Origin of the sequence: Pseudomonas sp. JS3066 (genome assembly GCF_036328175.1) — a bacterium.
Taxonomy (GTDB): domain Bacteria; phylum Pseudomonadota; class Gammaproteobacteria; order Pseudomonadales; family Pseudomonadaceae; genus Metapseudomonas.
Genome location: NZ_CP143312.1, coordinates 1,237,332 through 1,254,635 on the forward strand (window position 1 = coordinate 1,237,332; position 17,304 = coordinate 1,254,635).

16 protein-coding genes and 2 pseudogenes are annotated in these 17,304 nt (G+C 62.9%); 11 read left to right on the plus strand and 7 right to left on the minus strand.

Annotation, left to right across the window (positions count from 1 at the left end; genetic code table 11):
- Window positions 1-181: 181 nt before the first annotated feature.
- Window positions 182-1,078 carry an EamA family transporter RarD gene (rarD, locus tag SA496_RS05850; RefSeq protein ID WP_120652163.1) on the plus strand — a complete coding sequence of 299 codons (897 nt, stop codon included), beginning with the start codon at window positions 182-184 and terminating at the stop codon, window positions 1,076-1,078.
- Here the strand turns inward: rarD and SA496_RS05855 are convergent.
- On the minus strand, window positions 1,049-1,450 hold the full coding sequence (locus SA496_RS05855; RefSeq protein WP_330115159.1) for an NUDIX hydrolase: 402 nt from the start codon (window positions 1,448-1,450) through the stop codon (window positions 1,049-1,051). The genes rarD and SA496_RS05855 overlap by 30 nt on opposite strands.
- A complete protein-coding gene (locus SA496_RS05860; protein WP_153917805.1) occupies window positions 1,447-1,992 on the minus strand; it encodes a dihydrofolate reductase family protein in 546 nt (181 codons plus the stop codon). Before SA496_RS05860 ends, SA496_RS05855 begins: the two co-directional genes overlap by 4 nt.
- A gap of 138 nt (window positions 1,993-2,130) precedes the next feature.
- On the opposite strand from SA496_RS05860, the gene SA496_RS05865 reads away from it, so the two are divergent.
- From SA496_RS05865 to SA496_RS05875, 3 genes and pseudogenes are all read left to right on the plus strand, one after another.
- The gene (locus SA496_RS05865) at window positions 2,131-3,462 is read left to right on the plus strand and encodes a DEAD/DEAH box helicase (protein WP_330115160.1); all 1,332 of its coding nucleotides are present in this window, start codon (window positions 2,131-2,133) and stop codon (window positions 3,460-3,462) included.
- A gap of 2 nt (window positions 3,463-3,464) precedes the next feature.
- Window positions 3,465-3,569: pseudogene (locus SA496_RS05870) on the plus strand (DUF4124 domain-containing protein); the annotation flags it as partial.
- A gap of 105 nt (window positions 3,570-3,674) precedes the next feature.
- Window positions 3,675-3,926, plus strand: a pseudogene (locus tag SA496_RS05875) (DUF1294 domain-containing protein); the annotation flags it as partial.
- A gap of 164 nt (window positions 3,927-4,090) precedes the next feature.
- On the opposite strand, the gene SA496_RS05880 reads toward SA496_RS05875, so the two are convergent.
- Entirely contained in the window at window positions 4,091-5,068 is a 978-nt protein-coding gene (locus SA496_RS05880; protein ID WP_120652153.1) for a zinc-dependent alcohol dehydrogenase family protein, read from the minus strand.
- A gap of 238 nt (window positions 5,069-5,306) precedes the next feature.
- On the opposite strand from SA496_RS05880, the gene SA496_RS05885 reads away from it, so the two are divergent.
- Together SA496_RS05885 and SA496_RS05890 are read left to right on the plus strand one after the other, a co-directional pair.
- Window positions 5,307-6,344, plus strand: coding sequence for a haloacid dehalogenase-like hydrolase (locus SA496_RS05885; protein ID WP_371924417.1), 1,038 nt, complete (start codon window positions 5,307-5,309; stop codon window positions 6,342-6,344).
- Between the two features lie 178 nt (window positions 6,345-6,522).
- A complete protein-coding gene (locus SA496_RS05890) occupies window positions 6,523-7,815 on the plus strand; it encodes a phospholipase (protein WP_330115161.1) in 1,293 nt (430 codons plus the stop codon).
- Between the two features lie 6 nt (window positions 7,816-7,821).
- On the opposite strand, the gene SA496_RS05895 is transcribed toward SA496_RS05890, so the two are convergent.
- On the minus strand, window positions 7,822-8,925 hold the full coding sequence (locus tag SA496_RS05895; protein WP_330115162.1) for a DUF2855 family protein: 1,104 nt from the start codon (window positions 8,923-8,925) through the stop codon (window positions 7,822-7,824).
- Between the two features lie 81 nt (window positions 8,926-9,006).
- Between SA496_RS05895 and SA496_RS05900 the strand changes: the two genes are divergently transcribed.
- Window positions 9,007-9,675: a TetR/AcrR family transcriptional regulator gene (locus tag SA496_RS05900; protein WP_120652146.1), complete on the plus strand. Its 669-nt coding sequence runs from the start codon at window positions 9,007-9,009 to the stop codon at window positions 9,673-9,675.
- Window positions 9,676-9,743: 68 nt separating this feature from the next.
- On the opposite strand, the gene SA496_RS05905 is transcribed toward SA496_RS05900, so the two are convergent.
- Window positions 9,744-12,077 (minus strand): LTA synthase family protein, encoded by a 2,334-nt coding sequence (locus SA496_RS05905; RefSeq protein WP_120652144.1) that lies wholly within the window; start codon window positions 12,075-12,077, stop codon window positions 9,744-9,746.
- 268 nt (window positions 12,078-12,345) lie between these two features.
- On the opposite strand from SA496_RS05905, the gene SA496_RS05910 reads away from it, so the two are divergent.
- Both SA496_RS05910 and SA496_RS05915 read left to right on the plus strand, forming a co-directional pair.
- Window positions 12,346-13,182, plus strand: a complete 837-nt coding sequence (locus tag SA496_RS05910) for a CvfB family protein (RefSeq protein ID WP_120652142.1) — start codon at window positions 12,346-12,348, stop codon at window positions 13,180-13,182.
- A gap of 256 nt (window positions 13,183-13,438) precedes the next feature.
- Window positions 13,439-13,699 (plus strand): DUF3509 domain-containing protein, encoded by a 261-nt coding sequence (locus SA496_RS05915; RefSeq protein WP_120652140.1) that lies wholly within the window; start codon window positions 13,439-13,441, stop codon window positions 13,697-13,699.
- A gap of 46 nt (window positions 13,700-13,745) precedes the next feature.
- Here SA496_RS05915 and SA496_RS05920 read toward each other — a convergent pair whose 3' ends face one another.
- A complete protein-coding gene (locus tag SA496_RS05920) occupies window positions 13,746-14,069 on the minus strand; it encodes a hypothetical protein (RefSeq protein ID WP_120652138.1) in 324 nt (107 codons plus the stop codon).
- A 284-nt stretch (window positions 14,070-14,353) separates the two neighbouring features.
- Here SA496_RS05920 and SA496_RS05925 point away from each other — a divergent pair, with 284 nt between their 5' ends.
- Complete coding sequence (locus SA496_RS05925) at window positions 14,354-15,268, plus strand: c-type cytochrome domain-containing protein (RefSeq protein ID WP_120652135.1); 915 nt, start codon at window positions 14,354-14,356, stop codon at window positions 15,266-15,268.
- A 32-nt stretch (window positions 15,269-15,300) separates the two neighbouring features.
- Here the strand turns inward: SA496_RS05925 and SA496_RS05930 are convergent, their stop codons facing one another.
- A complete protein-coding gene (locus SA496_RS05930) occupies window positions 15,301-16,236 on the minus strand; it encodes a DMT family transporter (RefSeq protein ID WP_120652134.1) in 936 nt (311 codons plus the stop codon).
- A gap of 127 nt (window positions 16,237-16,363) precedes the next feature.
- Here SA496_RS05930 and SA496_RS05935 point away from each other — a divergent pair, with 127 nt between their 5' ends.
- A complete protein-coding gene (locus tag SA496_RS05935) occupies window positions 16,364-17,287 on the plus strand; it encodes a LysR substrate-binding domain-containing protein (protein ID WP_120652132.1) in 924 nt (307 codons plus the stop codon).
- The last annotated feature ends 17 nt before the right edge of the window (window positions 17,288-17,304 follow it).

Here is a 17,304-nt window from a genome sequence, read left to right on the forward strand (position 1 = left end):
TCGCCTCCACCGGTAGGGCGCAATGCCGTTTTCAACAATGCGGGCGGCGGCCCTGCCCGGATGGTCAGATTTCGCCCTTGATAAGCTTCCGCTCGCGGCAAGGAAGGCGTATGTTCGCCGGCTGCTTTGCGAGGCCCCAGATGATTTCGCTCCACTCCCTTTCCTGCCTGCTGAGGCGGCCATGAGGCTGTCCGGTCGAGGTGTTGCGCTGTCGCTGACGGCGTCCGTCCTGTTTGCCCTGATGCCCGGATACGTGCGGGAGCTGGCGCCGCTCGATGGCGTGCAGATTTTCGCCCAGCGCGTGCTCTGGTCGATTCCGGTAGTGCTCCTGATGCTGGCGCTGACGCGCCAGTGGTCCACCTTTGTCAACGTGCTCGGGCGTCTGCGTCGTGAACCCTTGCTGTTGGCGTCGTTGCCGCTCGCGGCGGTGCTGATCGGCCTGCAATGGGGGCTTTTCCTCTGGGCGCCCCTGCAGGGGCGGATGCTGGAGGTTTCCCTTGGCTATTTCCTGTTGCCCCTGGCGATGGTGGTGGCAGGGCGAGTGTTCTATGCCGAGCACCTTCGGCCGCTGCAGTTGCTGGCGGTGATCTTTGCGTTGATCGGGGTGCTGCACGAGTTCTGGCTGACGCGAGCGTTTTCCTGGCTGACCCTGGTCACCGCCCTGGGTTATCCGCCGTATTTCATGCTGCGTCGCTGGATGAAGCTGGATGCATTGTCCGGTTTCATCCTGGAAATGGCGGTGCTGGCGCCACTGGCCATCTGGCTGATCCTGAACTTCTCACCGCCGGGTGCTTTCAGCCAGGCGCCGCAACTCTGGTGGCTCATTCCCGGTCTGGGGTTACTGGGCACCCTGGCTTTTGCGGCGATGATGGCGTCCAGTCGACTTCTCCCGCTTGGATTGTTCGGGATTCTCAGTTACGTGGAACCGGTGCTGCTGTTCGCGGTGGCAGTGGCCTTCCTCGGTGAACCGTTCAATCCCGCACAGCTCTGGACCTACCTGCCGATCTGGCTGGCAGTGCTGCTGATTGGCTGGGATAGCGCCAAGCTGTTACGCAAGCAGGCCCGACAAGGCCTGTAGCACGTGGTCCCGCAGCAGTGGGGCGAGGTTCTCCGGTTGAGGCTCGCCGGGTTCGAACCAGGCCAGTTCTTCCAGTTCGGCCGCCGCTTCCACGCCGTGGGGCAGACGGGCGACGAAGATTTCTGCGTCCACCCAGGTGTTCGCTTCGTTGGCGGCTGGCGCGTGGAAACGGCCCAGTGGATTCAGGGCTGATGCGTCAAGTCGCAATTGCAGCTCTTCCCATAGTTCACGCTGCAGCGCCTGCAGCGGACTTTCGCCGTTCTCGCGCTTGCCGCCCGGCAACATGAACGCATGGGTGCCACGCTTGCGCACCAGCAGCAGGCGGTCTTGTGGGTCCAGCAGGCATGCGGCGGCGATATTCAGGGTGGTCATGGTGTCTCGGCTTCCGGCAGGAGTTGGTAGTGCAGCTGCACCACGCCGGTGGGAAAGCTGCGCTGCTCGCGAAGCTGGAGGCGGCGCCCGAGGCCGGTGGCGAACATCGGGATACCCGCGCCCAGAAGCAGCGGTATGAAGCTGACCACCAGTTCGTCGAGCAGCCCGGCAGAGTAGCAGGTCCCCGCCAGCGAACCACCTCCCACCAGCCAGATTCGTTTGCAGCCGGCGGTGGTCAGTTGCTCGATGGCCTGGGCTGGCGTGTCGTGGCTGATCTGCACCGCTGGCGCTGCGGGAGACATGTCGCTACGGGTCAGCACGATGCAGGGCTTGCCCGGGTAGGGCCAGTCACCGCCGAAGGCCAGGATGGTTTCGTAGGTTGCTCGTCCCATCAGCAGGCCGTCGACGCTGTCGTAGAACGCCTGGAAGCCGTGGTCGTCTCCCGAGGCCTCGATCGGTTCCAGCCAGTCGACGCTGCCATCGGGACGGGCAATATATCCGTCAAGGCTGGCGGCTACGTAGTAGATCAGCGCTGCGCGCATGACGAGGCTCCGGAAAACGAGTGGGAAAAGCCTATACCCGCTTGGCGATTCCGTCGCTGTATCGCTCGGAAATCGGGCGTTTGCTCGCAACTCCGGGTAACCTATGCAGCTGTTTACGCTTTCGATCGAGGTAGTCCTGTGTTTTCCCAATTCGCCCTGCACGAACGTCTGCTCAAGGCCGTTGCCGAACTCAAATTCGTCGAGCCGACTCCGGTGCAGGTGGCGGCCATTCCGCCTGCCCTGGAAGGGCGCGACCTGCGGGTGACAGCCCAGACCGGTAGCGGCAAGACCGCCGCCTTCGTCCTGCCGTTGCTCAACCGACTGATCGGCGAGGCCAAGCCGCGCGAACGCATCCGCTCGCTGATCCTGCTGCCGACTCGCGAGTTGGCCCAGCAGACCTTGAAGGAAGTGGAGCGTTTCTCCCAGTTCACCTTCATCAAGTCCGCCCTGGTTACCGGCGGCGAAGACTTCAAGGTGCAGGCCGCGCTGTTGCGCAAGCTGCCGGACGTCCTGATTTCCACCCCTGGGCGCCTGATCGAGCACCTCAATGCCGGCAGCCTCGACTTGCGTGAAGTGGAAGTGCTGGTACTGGACGAGGCTGACCGCATGCTCGACATGGGCTTCGCCGAAGACATGCAGCGCATCACCGAGCTGTGCAGCAACCGCGACCAGACCCTGCTGTTCTCCGCCACCACCGGCGGCAACGCCCTGCGCGAAGTGGCCAACAAGGTGCTGCGCGATCCGCTGCACCTGCGCCTGAACAGCATCGACCAGCTCAGCGAAGGCACTCGTCATCAGATCATCACGGCCGACCATCCTGAGCACAAGGAACAGCTGGCGCGCTGGCTGCTGGCCAACGAGACCTACCAGAAGGCAATCATTTTCACCAACACCCGCGTCCAGGCCGATCGCCTGTACGGCCATTTGGTGGCTGGCGGTTACAAGGCCTTCGTGCTCCATGGCGACAAGGACCAGAAGGACCGCAAGCTGGCCATCGACCGCGTGAAACAGGGCGGCACCAAGGTGCTGGTGGCGACGGATGTCGCCGCCCGTGGCCTGGACATCGAAGGCCTGGACCTGGTGATCAACTTCGACATGCCGCGCTCCGGCGACGAGTACGTACACCGTGTCGGCCGTACCGGTCGTGCCGGTGGCGAGGGCCTGGCGATCTCGCTGATCTGTCACAACGACTGGAACCTGATGTCCAGCGTCGAGCGTTACCTCAAGCAGACTTTCGAGCGACGGGTCATCAAGGAGCTGAAAGGCACCTACACCGGTCCGAAGAAGGTCAAGGCATCCGGCAAGGCCGCTGGCGTCAAGAAGAAAAAGACCGACAAGAAGGGCGACAAGAAAGCGCCTGCCAAAACCGCCGCGCCCAAGCGCAAGCCGAGCAAGCCTCGCGAGGAATCTCGCGTGGTCAGCAACGACGGTCTGGCGCCGCTCAAGCGCAAGAAACCGGCTGCGGAGTAACGATGCGTAGGGTCGCCGCCTTGGCTTCGCTGCCCGCGGCGATCCCGGCATCGGCTGAGGTCTATCGCTGCGTTCAGCCTGATGGGGTGGTGCAGTACACCGATCGTGGCTGCGCTTCTCTAGATGCTTCGCAACCCTTGGCGAGCGGCGATCCGGGAGCTGTAACGGGATTGCTGCAGCATGCCGAATCCAGCGTTCGCCAGGTTGTTCCATGGCTGGATGGCCTCAGCCTGTGGCAGCTGCTACTGCTCACCTACGCGCTCATGAGTCTGGTCTGCTTCGTTGCCTATTGGCGCGACAAGCGATTCGCCAGGGCCGGAGCGCAACGCACTCCCGAATTCCGCCTTCACCTGTACGAACTCCTCGGCGGCTGGCCGGGCGGCCTGCTGGCCCAGAGGTTGATCCGCCACAAGAACCGCAAGGTCGCCTACCAGGTGAAGTTCTGGCTGATCGTGGCCTTGCATCTGGGATTGCTGGGGTGCTGGGCGTTGCATTGAGGCGAGCCCGGCGGACCTGCGGCCCGCTTGGCGAATGAATTGGCCCCTACAAGCAAAGCGTCGAGGTGCGGGTAAGGCACGTACCGCGCCCTCGCCCACTAGTGGGGAGAGGGCTTGGGCGAGGGGGCTTCTTAGGGCACCAGCACGATCTTCCCGTCTCGTTCGCCCGCGGCTGCTGCGGCAACGGCTTCCTTGATCCGGCTGATGTCGTAGGTCGCGGCAATTCGCGCCTTGAGCTTGCCGGTGGCTATTAGCTGGATCAGTTCGCCGAACAACTGCATCTGCTGCTGCGGGGTCGCCTGGCGGAACCAGCGAGCCAGCCAGAAGCCCTTCAGGGTCACATCACGGAACACGAAGGAACCGGGGTTCACCTGGCAGGGCTCGCCACTCATGCGACCGTAGTTCACCAGCACGCCGCCTTCGGCCAGGCTGGCCGCGAGGTGGTCCGTGGAGGCGCCGCCTACCGCGTCGATGCCCAGTTTCACCGGTGCGCCGCTCGTGGCTTCACGGACGCGCTTGGGCAGGTCGGGGCCGTCCACCAGCACCACGTCACCGCCTTCGGCCTGCACGCCGGCCACCGCCGATTCGCGGCGTACCACGTTGATGGTTTTCAATCCGCGAATCTTAGCCAACTGGACCAGGTAGCTACCCACTCCCGAGTTTGCGGCGTTCTGGATCACCCAGTCGCCCGGCTGCAGGTCGACGAAGTCGCGCAGCATCAGGTAGGCGGTGGGCGGATTGACGGTGAGCATCGCCAGTTGCTGCGGATCGGCACTGGGCAACGGGATCAGTTGTTTGGCGTCGGCGACCAGATGCGTGCGCCAGGTGCCGCAGCCCACCGGCAGCAGCACGGTCTGGCCGGGCTTGAGGCCCGTCACGTCGGCGGCCACTTCGAGCACTTCGCCAACGCCTTCGTTACCGCCGATGGCGGGCAGTGGTGGCAGCATGCCGTATTCCCCAGTGAGGGTGAGCACGTCGGACGGGTTGATGGGGGCTGCCAGTACTTTCACCAGCGCCTGGCCGGCGGCAACCGGCGGGAGTTCCAGTTCCACTGCCTCGATCACATCCTGAGGCACCGGGCCACGGGTCTTGTATTCGGCTTTGAGCATGACGCTTCTCCTGGCGGCTTGAGGGGAGGTTGAGTCTAGCCGCAGGCGGGCGAGGGCGACTGAATCCAGCATTATTCCCACGGCTGATCGGATGGCGCGATGAAGACGCTGGAGGTCGTTCTGAGGCTGGCCACAGGCAGCGCCTTTGCTAGGTTCGGCGGCGAAGCAGGATTCGGGGCTTCCTCACGCTCACGCAAATCATCGAGGGAACAAGAAGATGAAGATCGCCAAGACACTGATGTCCGTTGTGCTGTCCATAGGCCTGGCTGGAGCCGCCCAGGCCGCCACCGAGTTGAAGCACTGGCCGGAGCCGGCCGCCAAGCAGTTGGATGCACTGATCGCCAAGCATGCCAACCAAGGCAACTTCGCCGTGTTCGACATGGACAACACGAGCTATCGCTACGACCTGGAGGAGTCCCTGCTTCCGTTCCTGGAGATGAAGGGCGTGCTCACCCGCGAAAAGCTCGATCCTTCGCTCAAGCTGATCCCTTTCAAGGACGTGAAGGGCCACAAGGAAAGCCTGAACAGCTACTACTACCGGCTCTGCGAAGTGGACGATCTGGTCTGCTATCCCTGGGTCGCCCAAGTGTTCTCCGGTTTCACCCTGCGTGAACTGAAGGGGTACGTCGATGAGCTGATGGCCTATGGCAAGCCGATTCCCTCCACTTATTACGAAGGGGATGAGGTGAAGTCCATCGAGATCAACCCGCCGAAGATATTCACCGGGCAGAAGGAGTTGATGAACAAGCTCAGCGAGAACGGCATCGAGGTATACATCATGACTGCGGCCCTCGAAGAGCTGGTGCGCATGGTCGCCTCGGACCCGAAGTACGGCTACAACGTCAAACCGCAGAACGTCATCGGCGTCACCACCCTGTTGAAGGACCGCAAGAGTGGTGCCGTGACCACCAGCCGCATGCAGATCACCGATGGCAAGTATGACGAGAAAGCCAACCTAGACCTGGAACTGACCCCGTATCTCTGGACTCCTGCTACCTGGATGTCTGGCAAGTACGCGGCCATCCTCAGTTACATAGACGAGTGGAAGAAACCCATCCTGGTCGCTGGCGACACGCCGATCAGCGACGGCTACATGATGTTCCACGGCACTGACGTGGCCAAAGGCGGCATCAACCTCTGGATCAATCGCAAGGCCAAGTACATGGACCAGATCACTGCGATGCAGAAGCGCAATGCCGAGGCCCAGGCCAAGCAAGGGCTGCCGGTGACGGCGGACAAGAACTGGGTAGTGGTGGTGCCCGAAGAGATCCAGTGACAGCCAGTTCACGATCATTCTGCAGCGGCCGCCTTCGGGCGGCCGCTTCGTTTCATGCACTAGAGTCACTCCTGTCGGCTTGATTGGTGAATCTGCCTGTCCTGCCTGGACAGTGAAGCCGTGTGGCATGGCTGCTACCCTGCCGGGCCTTGCTCGAAATCCAGTCACGGAGTGATCGATGAAGTACCTGGCGCTCGCGCTCAGCCTGAGCCTCCTCGGCTTGCCATCCGCCGCCATGGCCTGGTCCAACCATGCCCTTGGCACCGCTCTGGCGCTGACCGGCCTGCCGCAGGTCAAGGACGCGCCGCCGGTGCAGGTGGAAAGCCTGGAGTCTTTCCTGGAAGAGGAGGGCGTTGCCCTGGAGCAACTGCTGGACGAGCAGGAGGAGTTCTTCCGGGAAAACCTGCCGGACTACCCGGCTCGGCCCGACGACCTGCGCTGGATCCCAACCCACGGAGGCGACCATCGCAAGGCCTTCCTGATGGCGCTGCGGGTGAACCCGGAGATCAAGCTGGCGTACTTTGTCCAGGCCCTGCCGGGCATGGACTGGAGCGGTCGGACGTCCCTCGATGCCTCTGACGTGCTGGTATTCCGCAAGCTCAGCCTGTGGCGCGAATGGCGTTTCTACCAGGTGCAGCCCGGCGAAACCCTGCCGGCCCTGGCGGTGGTCGCCAGTGCTGCCGATGAACCGGACTACGGTCACGACATCAACCTGTTCAGCGACAACCCCGGTGAAGTCGGCGCCCGCTACAACTTCGGCAAGCAGCCGTTCGGCGATGCCCGTTTCGAATACTCGTCCCAGGCGCCGTTCCACATCGGTTATTACCACGAGGATGAACTCATCTATCGGGCCGCGCCGTACCTGTCGCGCACCTACCCCGAGGTGCGGGTCTACCAGTACCTCGGACTGGCGCGCTTCGCCTTCGAGAGCGGCCACCCGTATTGGGGCTATCGCTTCCTCGGCTGGGGCCTGCATTACATTCAGGATCTCACCCAGCCCTATCACGCTAAGGCATTGCCGGGGCACGGTACGCCCCGTCTGTTCTGGATCGCCCTGAAGGCTGCGGTGGGTCTGGACAGCGACAAGCTGGCGGCCATCGAGCAGGTGGCCAACCGGCATACCCAGGTGGAGCAGTACCAGGCCGACTGGCTGCGTAAACTGCTGCGCGAAGGCAGCAACGACAACCCGTTGCTGCGCGCCTATGCCGACAACCGTACCGACGATGACTACCCGCCCTTCGATGGAGAGTCGCTGCGGTTGGTGGTGTCCCAGGAATCCTACGATGCTGCCGATGACTTCGATGAGCGCATCGGTCACTGGCTGGCGAGTGGCCAGGCGCAGTCGGGGTTCAGCCAGGGTAACCAGCTCGCGCCCCTGCCCGAGGACGTCCAGCTCAACCAGGCGCTTGTGCGGCTGATCCGCCACTTCGGAGCGCACAGCCGCAATGCCACTCGCGCGACCTTGCCCTGATCCACCTCAGAGGCGGATCACATGGCCTTCGTCGGCGGCCACCCGGCCGTGGAAGAGGTTGCCGATCAGCTCCTGAGCCGCTTCGTAGCCCTGGCCCTCGACCACCCGTAGCCAGGGGCGGGGCGAGCGACTGACCTGCTCGTAGAAATTCAGCAGCCCCTCGCCGATGTGCCGGCTGACCTGTTCCGGCCCCCACTCCGCATTGCGTTTGCGGATCTGTACCGGGGCGAAGAAGAACTCCGGCTGTGGGCCAACGGGGCAACTCAGCGCGTTGGCTTCCGGAGTCTGTGCGGAGCCTGCGAAGCAGCTGTATACGAGGCTCGATCCAAAGTGCCGGTGTACACGGGCGCGCAGTGCGAGGTCGCCGGAAAAGTCGACGTAAAGGGTGGGCTGGTCCGTCGTCAGGCTCTCCAGTTGGTCATAGGTGCAACTCTGCTGGTAACAGCCGAGGGCTTCCACGAAGTCGCTGTTGCGTGGTGACGTCATGGCTACCAACTGGCGACCGGCGTGGTGTCCAAGGCAGGCGGCGGTGCCATAGGCGGTCTTGCTGGAGGCGCTGGAAAACACCACCTGACGGGCGCCGAACAGACCGTTGTCGCCGAGGAAGTCCGCCAGCATGGACGAGGTCAGGAACAGCGGCTTGAGCAGTATCTGCAGCGCCTCGGTCTCTGGGCTGTAATAGCTATCCCAACTGCAGCGCGTGTACTGGTTGTAGGCCGAGGTGAGGTTGCGGCGGTGTTCTGCACCATCGTAGAAACCCCGCGGCGTAACCCGTTCCGGTTGCATGCGGACATGGCTGGCGATGGGGAAGTATCCATAGAAGCGCTCGCCGATTTCGATGCCCGCTGCTTTTGAGTCCAGCACGTCGGCAAAACCCCACACCGGCATGTGACCCCAGCCTTCTTCATGTGTGGGGAAGAACTGCCAGTACTGCATGGAGTCGCCAAAGGCGGCGTAGGTGATGTTGTTGGTGGTGAGGGAGAAGAGGCCCAGGCGCAGGACGATCTCGCCATCGGCCGCTTCCAGGCTTTCTTCCTTTTGCACGAGGCGTGTCTGATCAAGTGCACCCTTACGGGTGAACAGGCGTGATACTGTGCTGCAATTCGACATTTCCGGCTCCAGCGTTGGTGGTGTTGGAACAGGCTAGCAAGAGCCTTCCAGGCTCGGGTTCGGAAACCGCAAGAGATCCCCATGGAGTCCGCAAAGCCCCGCAATAAGCCGCTCAAGCGGCCCTCGCAAGCACGCGCCCGATTCACGGTTGAGGCCATCTACGAAGCCTTCGTTCGGATTCTTCGCCAACGCGGCTGGAGTGGCGTGACCACCCGCGCAGTCGCGCTGGAAACCGGCGTTGCCGTAGGCACGCTCTACGACTATTTCCCCAGTAAGGAAGCCCTGCTTTCCGGCTATGTCCGCCACCAGCTCGACCTGCTGTTGCAGCGTCTGGAGCGGGAAGTGGTGCTGGCAACGGGCGTCGACTGGCAGACCCGCGTGCGACGTCTGGTACGACTTTCTTGTGGCCATTCGCAGGAGCAGGCGAGGCCATTCTTCGATAACGAGCTGATGGAGTTGGAGCGCCTCATCGCCGAACCCTGGCACCACCAGCGCGTTTACCAGGAGCTGGCGGGCAAGTGGCGCGAAGCGGTGGCGGCCTGCTCCGACATGCCGCGCCAACCGCGTCCGGAAAGCATTGATGCGCTGTTCGTAGCCGTGTGGGGCGGGCGTCGTTACGGTCTCACTGCACAGCTTACGGCGCAGCAGGTGGAGGCCTGGTTGGTGGAAATGGAAGAACTCTGCTGCGCGCGCATCCTGATGGAAACGGCCCGTGCCGAGTCGGATTCAGCGCCACAGGTTTCGTTCTGAGTTCAGGCGGCAATCAGCATGAAAAAAGGGCAGCCAAGCCGCCCTTCCTGTGAGCCCGATTCCGCAACTCAGTGATACTGCTGCAATCGCAGTTCGGTGCTTTCCGGCAGCACCGCGCGCTCCTCACCCGGAGTCTCCAGCTCGCTCTCCATCGCATCCTGTTGGCGTGCAAGCAGGCCGAAGAGGGTGGTAATGGGGTGCAGCGGGCGCTTCTGTGCCACTTGACCGTTGCTTTCGGCGGCTTGGGTGGGCGGCGGCAGCGGTTCGGTGCTGACCCGGAAGTCGCTGATCTCGATCACGCCCCGGCCTTCGGCCAGCAGGTGGAAGGAGAAGGCTTTGCGCGCTTCGGGGTTGTCGAAGGCGAAATTGACCTTTAGCGGCTTACCCTGTTTCAGCAGGGGCATTTCCGGGATCGGCAAGGCCACGTCGCGCTCGAACTCCTTGGCCTTCAGGCGCAACTGGGCTCCCTGCTTGTCCATGCGCAGCACCTTGATTGTCATCTGCACGCTGGTGCGGCTGTCCTTCGGCAATTCCATGTACTGGGCGCCGATCAGGTTGTCGGCCCAGTCATCCTTGGCCTTCTCTTTCAGGCGAATCCGTTCGCGGGTCGCGAACTGGTATTCCTGTCCGAGGTTGCCGCCTTGCAGCGACTGGTCAAGCATTGTCGCGCGCTGGGAAATCAGGCGGGCCTTCTTGCCGCTGTAGCTGCCCTGGTAGCGGGCCTCGTCGGCGATGAAACCCTCGCTCTGGTAGCGTCGGCAGACCTGACGGAAGTCGCACTCGGTGAAGGTCTGCTTGCCGTCGTGGTAGCGCAGCTTGCCGTTGGTGTAGGACATGATCTCGCGGCCTGTCTCGTAGTCGCGGAAGAGCGAGCGACCGGAGAGGTTCTGCGGTACCCGGTAGCCGAAGTAGTCGAGAATCGAGGCGGTCAGGTCGACATGCCCGTACACGCCGCTCTTGATTGGCGGTAGCGAGGCCTGCTCGGGAGCCAGCACCAGGTTGAAACCCCACGCCGAGGCGAGGCGAACGTTCTCGATGCCGTGGGATTCATCCGAGGTGACGATCACCAGGGTGTTCTTCAGGACACCCTGTTTCTCCAGACCTGTGAGGAATGCATCCACTGCGTCGTCCAGGTAGGCGATCGCCGCCTTCTTGGCGTCCGGATAGCGCATGAGGTATTCGGCCGGGGCGGAGTAGGGCTGGTGGGTGCCGACGGTAAGCAGGGTGAGCATCCACGGCTTCTTCTGCTGGCGCAGTTGCTTCACGTAAGTCTGCGCGCCTTCGAAGAAGGCCTTGTCGTCCATGCCCCAGGGGAATTCCAGATAGGCCTTGTTGCGGAACCAGTCGCGCCCCAGAGTCTTGTCGAAGCCCATCTGCGGCATGATCTTGTCTTTGGCCATGAAGCGCAGACCGGCCCCCTGGAGGAAGTGGGTGCTGAAGCCGTGCTGGTGCATTTGCGCGGGCAGGCAGGCCTTGGCCCGGGCCGGGTTGTTCAGCAGCTCCAGGCCCTTGGGCGTGCCCGAGTCCAGTTTGCTGTAGTCGCCGCAGAGCATGGCGTACAGACCGCGGATGGTCTGGTGGCTGTGCAGCACATAGTCCGGCGTGGTCATGGCGCGTTCGGCCCAGGCGCTGAGCTTGGGCATCAGCGAATCCTGGTAGCTGCTGTTGATCGCGGCACGGTTGGCAGCGATGTAGGTGCCGGGGATGCCTTCCAGGGTGATCACCAGCACGTTGCGCGCACGACCGGGGCCTGAGAGCAGCGGCGTGCCGCCCAGGTCCAGGCGCGCCAGCCCGGCGATGTCCGGCGGAACGTCGGGCTTGTCGCCATCGAGCCAGTCCTCGACGGCAAGCTGGCCGACATTCACCGCACTGGCCATGAGCTTGTGCGGCAGGTTGAATTGTTTCCACTGGTCGGCGTCGCTGGGCTGCACGGATTGCAGGGCGACGTGCCCCATCAGCAAGGCCGCTGGCGTGGCGAACCACTTCCAGTTCAGCGGGCGGTGCCCGCGTCGCCAGCACAATAGGCAGGCCAGCAGGCTGGCACCCAGCGCAAGGCCCAGGTACGGGTGGGTGATACCGCCGCCCTGGGTGGAGTGACTGACGAACTGCGGGTCGAGCAGGTATTTGAGGTCGCTCGTTTCCGGCATGCGCCCAACGGCGCCGATCAACTCGGCATTGCCGAGGATCAGCATGCACCAGAACAGCATCAACGGGAGTGCCAGCAACAGTGAACGGCCATAGAGCAGCACGATCAGGAAGCTGCCGAACGCGAGGTCGGAGAGATAGCCGAAGGGATTGGACCAGCCCAGCCAGTAGCGGCTGGCGAGGGGAATCACCAGAAAAAGCACGCCAAGTGTTGCGAGCGAAAGGGATTGCGACAGCCAACGGCTGAATGGGCGCACAGGAACTCCTGAGATGTGACAGTGAGAATCCGTCTAGTGATGCCGGAATACATGGTCGCGCTTGCGACGACACGATTTTGAAACATCGTTGTGCTAGCGACCAGTAGACAGTTTTGCAGAATGAAAATTCAGGGAGCTTTCTACGACGCATCGGGCGATGAAAGGCTGTTTTGCCTGGCTTCGTGGTGTCTGCTCCAGACTACGCCACTCGTGGTCCGGCGGCCGGCCAGCAGGTAGAATGCCGCCTCGACTTACAGAGGTTGCGAAGATGGCACTTATCGGGCGTTTCAATTCACTTCAGGTGGCCAAGCACACCGACTTCGGGCTGTACCTGGATGGCGGCCCGGACGGCGAAATCCTGCTGCCCAAACGCTACGTGCCCAAGGACCAACCCACCGAAGTGGGTGACTGGTTGAATGTCTTCCTTTATCTGGATAGCGAAGACCGCCCGGTAGCCACCACCCTCAAGCCCAAGGTGCAGGTCGGCGGTTTCGCCAGCCTCAAGGTGGCCGAGATCAATCGCATAGGCCTGTTCCTCGACTGGGGTCTGCCCAAGGACTTGCTGCTGCCCCACTCGGAAGAGAAGCGCCCGCTGCAGGTTGGCGACTACTGCGTGGTACACGTCTACCTCGACAAGCGTACCCGCCGCATCACCGCAACCGCCCGCCTGGATCGCTACCTGGACATCACCCCGCCACACTACAAGCCTGGCCAGGAAGTTGACCTGCTGGTGGTCGAGAAGACCGACCTGGGCTACAAGGCCATCATCGACGGCAAGCACTGGGGCCTGCTGCACAAGAACGAAGTCTTCAAGTTCGTGCGCAATGGCATGCGTGAGAAGGGCTACATCCGGGAGGTCCGTCCCGATGGCAAGATCAGCCTGAGCCTGCAACCGGTGGGCGTGGAGGCGGTCAGTGGCCTCGGTGAGCAGATCATCGCCGCGCTGCGCGCGGAGGGTGGGGTGCTGAAGCTTTCCGACAAGAGTCCGCCGGAACTGATCAGCCAGCGTTTCGGCGCCAGCAAGGGCAATTTCAAGAAGGCCATCGGCGGCCTTTACAAGCAGGGTCTGATCCGCATCGAAGACGACCGTATCGAGTTGCTCTGAATTACCCGGAGGCCGCGCTTGCAGCGGCCTTGAATACAAAGCCCCCGGTCAGGAGTTCGCTTCTGTCGGGGGCTTTGCATTTCAAGGGTCTTGCAAATTGCACGCTGAAATCCCCCCGAATCGTGCGCAATGCATGGAAAAAACTGTTCAAAAAAATTGCAACCGACTGATTTATTTCGTGTTTCCGTTGTCATAGCGCTGGCATGCACGCTGCAAACTGGGTGCAGGAGCAATCATTTTTTCTGGGAGAGAAGACATGGATCTGGATTTTGACAAGCTGATCGGCGCCTTTCCGGAATACGAATTGAGCACCAAGCCTCGGCCAGATGGGGGCTTTGTGCTGACGCTGGAGCGCGAGGGGAAATTTTTCCAGCGCGTGGTGGCGGCAACGGCGCAACTGGATTGGCTGGTCAGTACGCTCCGGCGCGACCTGGCGCTGGAGCATGGTGAAGTTCCGCCGGTGGAGTCACTGAAGGTACTTCATAGGAAGCCCTTGCCGCGCTACCTGCGCGCTTGAGGCCGGTAGGCCGCGACAGGGAAATCGCGGCCGGATTCGCCAGGGATCAGGTCTCGACGCCGGAGGGTGGCAACATGGCGTCCTCTTCCTTGCCCTCATTCTTGTTCGATGGCGCACGCGGTTGCTCTTCGCGGGCTTCGTCCTTCTTCGGTTCACCCAGCAACTCCTTTGCCGAGGCCTGGGCTTCGTCCACTTGCTTGTTCAATTCGTTGACCGCTTCGCCGATGGCTTCCCGGGCGATTTCCTGGGCGGCTGCCTCGGCTTTCTCCGCCAACTTGTTGGCCGACTCCTCGGCCAGCTCGCAGCCGGCGAGGCTGACCAGAAGTCCGGCACCGAGCAGCAGGGCGGTGAGGCGGGGGGCAGGTTTCATGCGATGTTTCTCCAATTGCGACACGCGGCGGCCATCATTGCCTACGGCACGCTCTGAGGAAACTAGCGGACCGGGCGAATCTGTATACGGACGTTTCTGACCTTTCGCGCAGGGGAAAGCCCCGGGGTCCACAGCGGCGACTGATTAGAGCCCGGGGCTTGGGGTCGGCACACGCCGGCCTCGAATAGACTGACCGGCGGATTGGGTCGGGGTTCCACGCGGCAGCGCAAAGTGGGTTGTTTCACTAGGCTTAGCGAGGCAACCAACGCTGAGGCTCGGTCGAGATGGGCAAGGTCCTGGGGCTGGTCAAGTTCTGCTCGCTGATGCTGGCTCCGCTCCTGGCCCAGGCACAGGAGGTGAGCTTCGACGATATCCAGCCCATCCTCCAGGCGCGCTGCGTGATGTGCCATTCCGGCGATGGAGCTCCGCTCGGCCTGCGCCTGACAAGCCTGGAAGAACTGCTCAAGGGCAGCAAAAGTCGGCAGGTGGTAGTCAGTGGCGATCCGGCAGGCAGCGAACTGATCCGCCGCCTCAAGGGGCAGAGCCAGCCGCGCATGCCGATGACCGGGCCGCCTTTCCTGAGTGACGGCGAGATTGCGCTGGTCGAGGGCTGGATCGTCGGCGGGTTGCAGCCTGGAAGCCGGCCGGCGGATTCGATGGTCGAGCCCGCGCCATTGCAGCGTCCGTCCGAAGGGCGGCCGGTGACCTACGAACATGTGGCACCGATCTTCGCCAGCCGCTGCGTCAAGTGTCATTCCCCCTACGGCCTGATGGGCTCTGCCCCGGAAGGCCTGCTACTGAACTCCTACGCCGCCATCCTCGATCGTCACGAGCGCTTGCGCGTGGTACCAGGCGCCTCGGGAGCCAGTGAGCTGGTACGGCGGGTTCGTGGCCAGTCGCAACCACAGATGCCCTACGACGGGCCGCCCTTTCTCAGCGATGAGGAAATCCAGTTGATCGTCGACTGGATCGACCAGGGTGCCCGCGATACCAACGGCCAGCCGGCACCCAGCCCGGTGGGTTCGCGGGTGCGGCTGCAGGGCGTGCTGGGAGAGGGTTGGACCCTGGATTCTTTGCAACTGGTCGTCGGACCTGGCACTCGTATCGACAAGTCGCCAGGTGTCGGGGACTTCGTGGAAGTGCGCGGGCGTCTGGGGCAGGACGGCCAGGTGCTGGTGGAACGCATCCGTCGGCGCTGAACGCCGTCTCGAAGCCGCTTTCCCAGCGGCAGTCAGGCCTCGGAAGTGGCCAACGCCTTGCGCTGCCGGCGACCGCGTAGCAACTCGGCGCCACTGACCAGCACGATGCCACCCAGCACCAGGGTGGCGCCAATGGCGAAGGACAGGTCGATCGTCTCCCCTAGTACCAGCACGCCGAAGGTCACGCCGAACAGCGGGGTCATGAAGGACAGCACCGACAGGCGGGTCGCCAGGTAGCGGCGAAGCAGCCAGAACCAGGCCAAGTAGCTCACCAGCGCGATAACCACCACTTGGAACGCCAGGCTGATGACTGCCTTATGGGTCAGTTGCAGATCGGTCTTGCCCGTACTGAAGGCCACGACAGTGAGCAACAGGACTGCGCCGAACAATTGGTAGAAGAGTGTTTTTACCGGGTTGGCCTCGGAAAGCGACGAACCACGGATCACCAGGGTCGTGGCACCCCAGGCGACGGCTCCACACAGCGCATACGCATCACCCAGCAATACGTTGCCGGGGGCTCCGGATGGCTGGCCGAGGAAGGCCGTGGCGATGCCGCCGAAGGCCACCATCACGCCGAGCCACTGTAAGGGGGAGAGGCGTTCCTCCGGCAGCATCAGATGCAGGCCGAGGGCGGCGAACATGGGGGCCGTATAGAGGAACACCGACAGGTGCGAGGCGCTGGTGTGGTTGAGCCCCTCGCCAATGAACAGGAATTCCAAGGCGAACAGCGTGCCAACCGCGATTCCGGGCAGCAGGGTTCCATCGGTGAAGGCGCCGCGACCTTCTTTCCACAACACCAGCGCGCCCAGCACCAGGGCAGCACCGCCGGAGCGGACGGCCAACTGCAGGATGGAGGGAACGTCGTCCAGGGTCAGCTTGATCGCCACCTGCTGGAAACCCCAGCAGATGCAAAGGACGAACATCAGTCCACAGGCGAACCAGTCCAGGGGAAGGCGGGAGGGTTTCATCGTTCGACTCACAAGGCAAAGGGGCACGGCAGAGGCCGCCAATGGGCGCAGGATCGGTCCTCGGGCGCCTTGCATTCAAACGATGATTTGTCATCATGCTTTGACTTGAACTCAAAGCGAAGCCGCCATGCGTCTCCCCTCGCTCATCGCCTTGCGCACCTTCGAGGTCGCCGCGCGAAGCCGCAATTTCACTGAGGCCGCCCAGGAGCTTTCCGTAACGCCGGGAGCGGTGAGCCGACAGATCCGGCTGCTGGAGAGTGAGCTGGGCGTGAGCCTGTTCGACCGCACGCGCAATACCGTCACGCTCAATGACAATGGACACCGCTTGGCCGCCACGGTCACCCAGGCGTTCGAGTTGCTCACCCGTGGCGCGGACGAGCTGCGCGGCCAGGACGAAGGCCCCATCCACATCACCTGTGCGCCGTCCATCGCCAGCCACTGGTTGATGCGTCGACTCAACCAGTTTGCCGCCAGCAATCCGGACATCACCCTCAGCCTGGAGGCTACCGAGCAACTGGTGGACCTGGAGCGCGGCGAGGCCACCCTGGCCATCCGCTTCACCTCCACCGATATGCCCATGCCCGCCAGCGAGTTGCTGTTTCTCGAAGAATTCTTCCCCGTCTGCAGCCCGGCTTACCTGGAGCAGTTCGGCCCGATACGCGAGCCTCGAGACATGCTGGGTGCAAGGCTTATCCACACCCACTGGAAAAACTCCGCCAATCTGCATCTGCCCAGTTGGGAAGACTGGTTCTCCACGTATGTTGGCGAGCCGGGGCCGATCAAGGGGGGAATGCGATTCGGCCTGATCGGCCACGCCATCCAGGGAGCAGTGAGTGGCCAGGGATTCGCCCTGGGGTCAACTGCCCTGGCTTGCGACGATATCGCCAACGGGCGGCTGGTACTGCCTTTCGGCGAGAGGGGGCGCTTGCCGACGCCCTGGGCCTATCGGCTGGCGTGGAGTCGCCGGTCGCCACCGGCGGAAAAGGTGCGGCGCCTGATCGACTGGCTACTGGCGGAAGCGCGCGCCAGCACGGTGCCGGATCAGGGCTGAAGGGATAAGGATTGAAG

What these genes read in the sequence shown, in the direction of transcription:
- rarD (WP_120652163.1), top strand. Translation starts at nt 182, where the DNA reads ATGAGGCTGTCCGGTCGAGGTGTTGCGCTGTCGCTGACGGCGTCCGTC.
- SA496_RS05855 (WP_330115159.1), bottom strand. Translation starts at nt 1,450, where the DNA reads ATGACCACCCTGAATATCGCCGCCGCATGCCTGCTGGACCCACAAGAC.
- SA496_RS05860 (WP_153917805.1), bottom strand. Translation starts at nt 1,992, where the DNA reads ATGCGCGCAGCGCTGATCTACTACGTAGCCGCCAGCCTTGACGGATAT.
- SA496_RS05880 (WP_120652153.1), bottom strand. Translation starts at nt 5,068, where the DNA reads ATGCTCAAAGCCGAATACAAGACCCGTGGCCCGGTGCCTCAGGATGTG.
- SA496_RS05885 (WP_371924417.1), top strand. Translation starts at nt 5,307, where the DNA reads ATGTCCGTTGTGCTGTCCATAGGCCTGGCTGGAGCCGCCCAGGCCGCC.
- SA496_RS05890 (WP_330115161.1), top strand. Translation starts at nt 6,523, where the DNA reads ATGAAGTACCTGGCGCTCGCGCTCAGCCTGAGCCTCCTCGGCTTGCCA.
- SA496_RS05895 (WP_330115162.1), bottom strand. Translation starts at nt 8,925, where the DNA reads ATGTCGAATTGCAGCACAGTATCACGCCTGTTCACCCGTAAGGGTGCA.
- SA496_RS05900 (WP_120652146.1), top strand. Translation starts at nt 9,007, where the DNA reads ATGGAGTCCGCAAAGCCCCGCAATAAGCCGCTCAAGCGGCCCTCGCAA.
- SA496_RS05910 (WP_120652142.1), top strand. Translation starts at nt 12,346, where the DNA reads ATGGCACTTATCGGGCGTTTCAATTCACTTCAGGTGGCCAAGCACACC.
- SA496_RS05915 (WP_120652140.1), top strand. Translation starts at nt 13,439, where the DNA reads ATGGATCTGGATTTTGACAAGCTGATCGGCGCCTTTCCGGAATACGAA.
- SA496_RS05920 (WP_120652138.1), bottom strand. Translation starts at nt 14,069, where the DNA reads ATGAAACCTGCCCCCCGCCTCACCGCCCTGCTGCTCGGTGCCGGACTT.
- SA496_RS05925 (WP_120652135.1), top strand. Translation starts at nt 14,354, where the DNA reads ATGGGCAAGGTCCTGGGGCTGGTCAAGTTCTGCTCGCTGATGCTGGCT.
- SA496_RS05930 (WP_120652134.1), bottom strand. Translation starts at nt 16,236, where the DNA reads ATGAAACCCTCCCGCCTTCCCCTGGACTGGTTCGCCTGTGGACTGATG.
- SA496_RS05935 (WP_120652132.1), top strand. Translation starts at nt 16,364, where the DNA reads ATGCGTCTCCCCTCGCTCATCGCCTTGCGCACCTTCGAGGTCGCCGCG.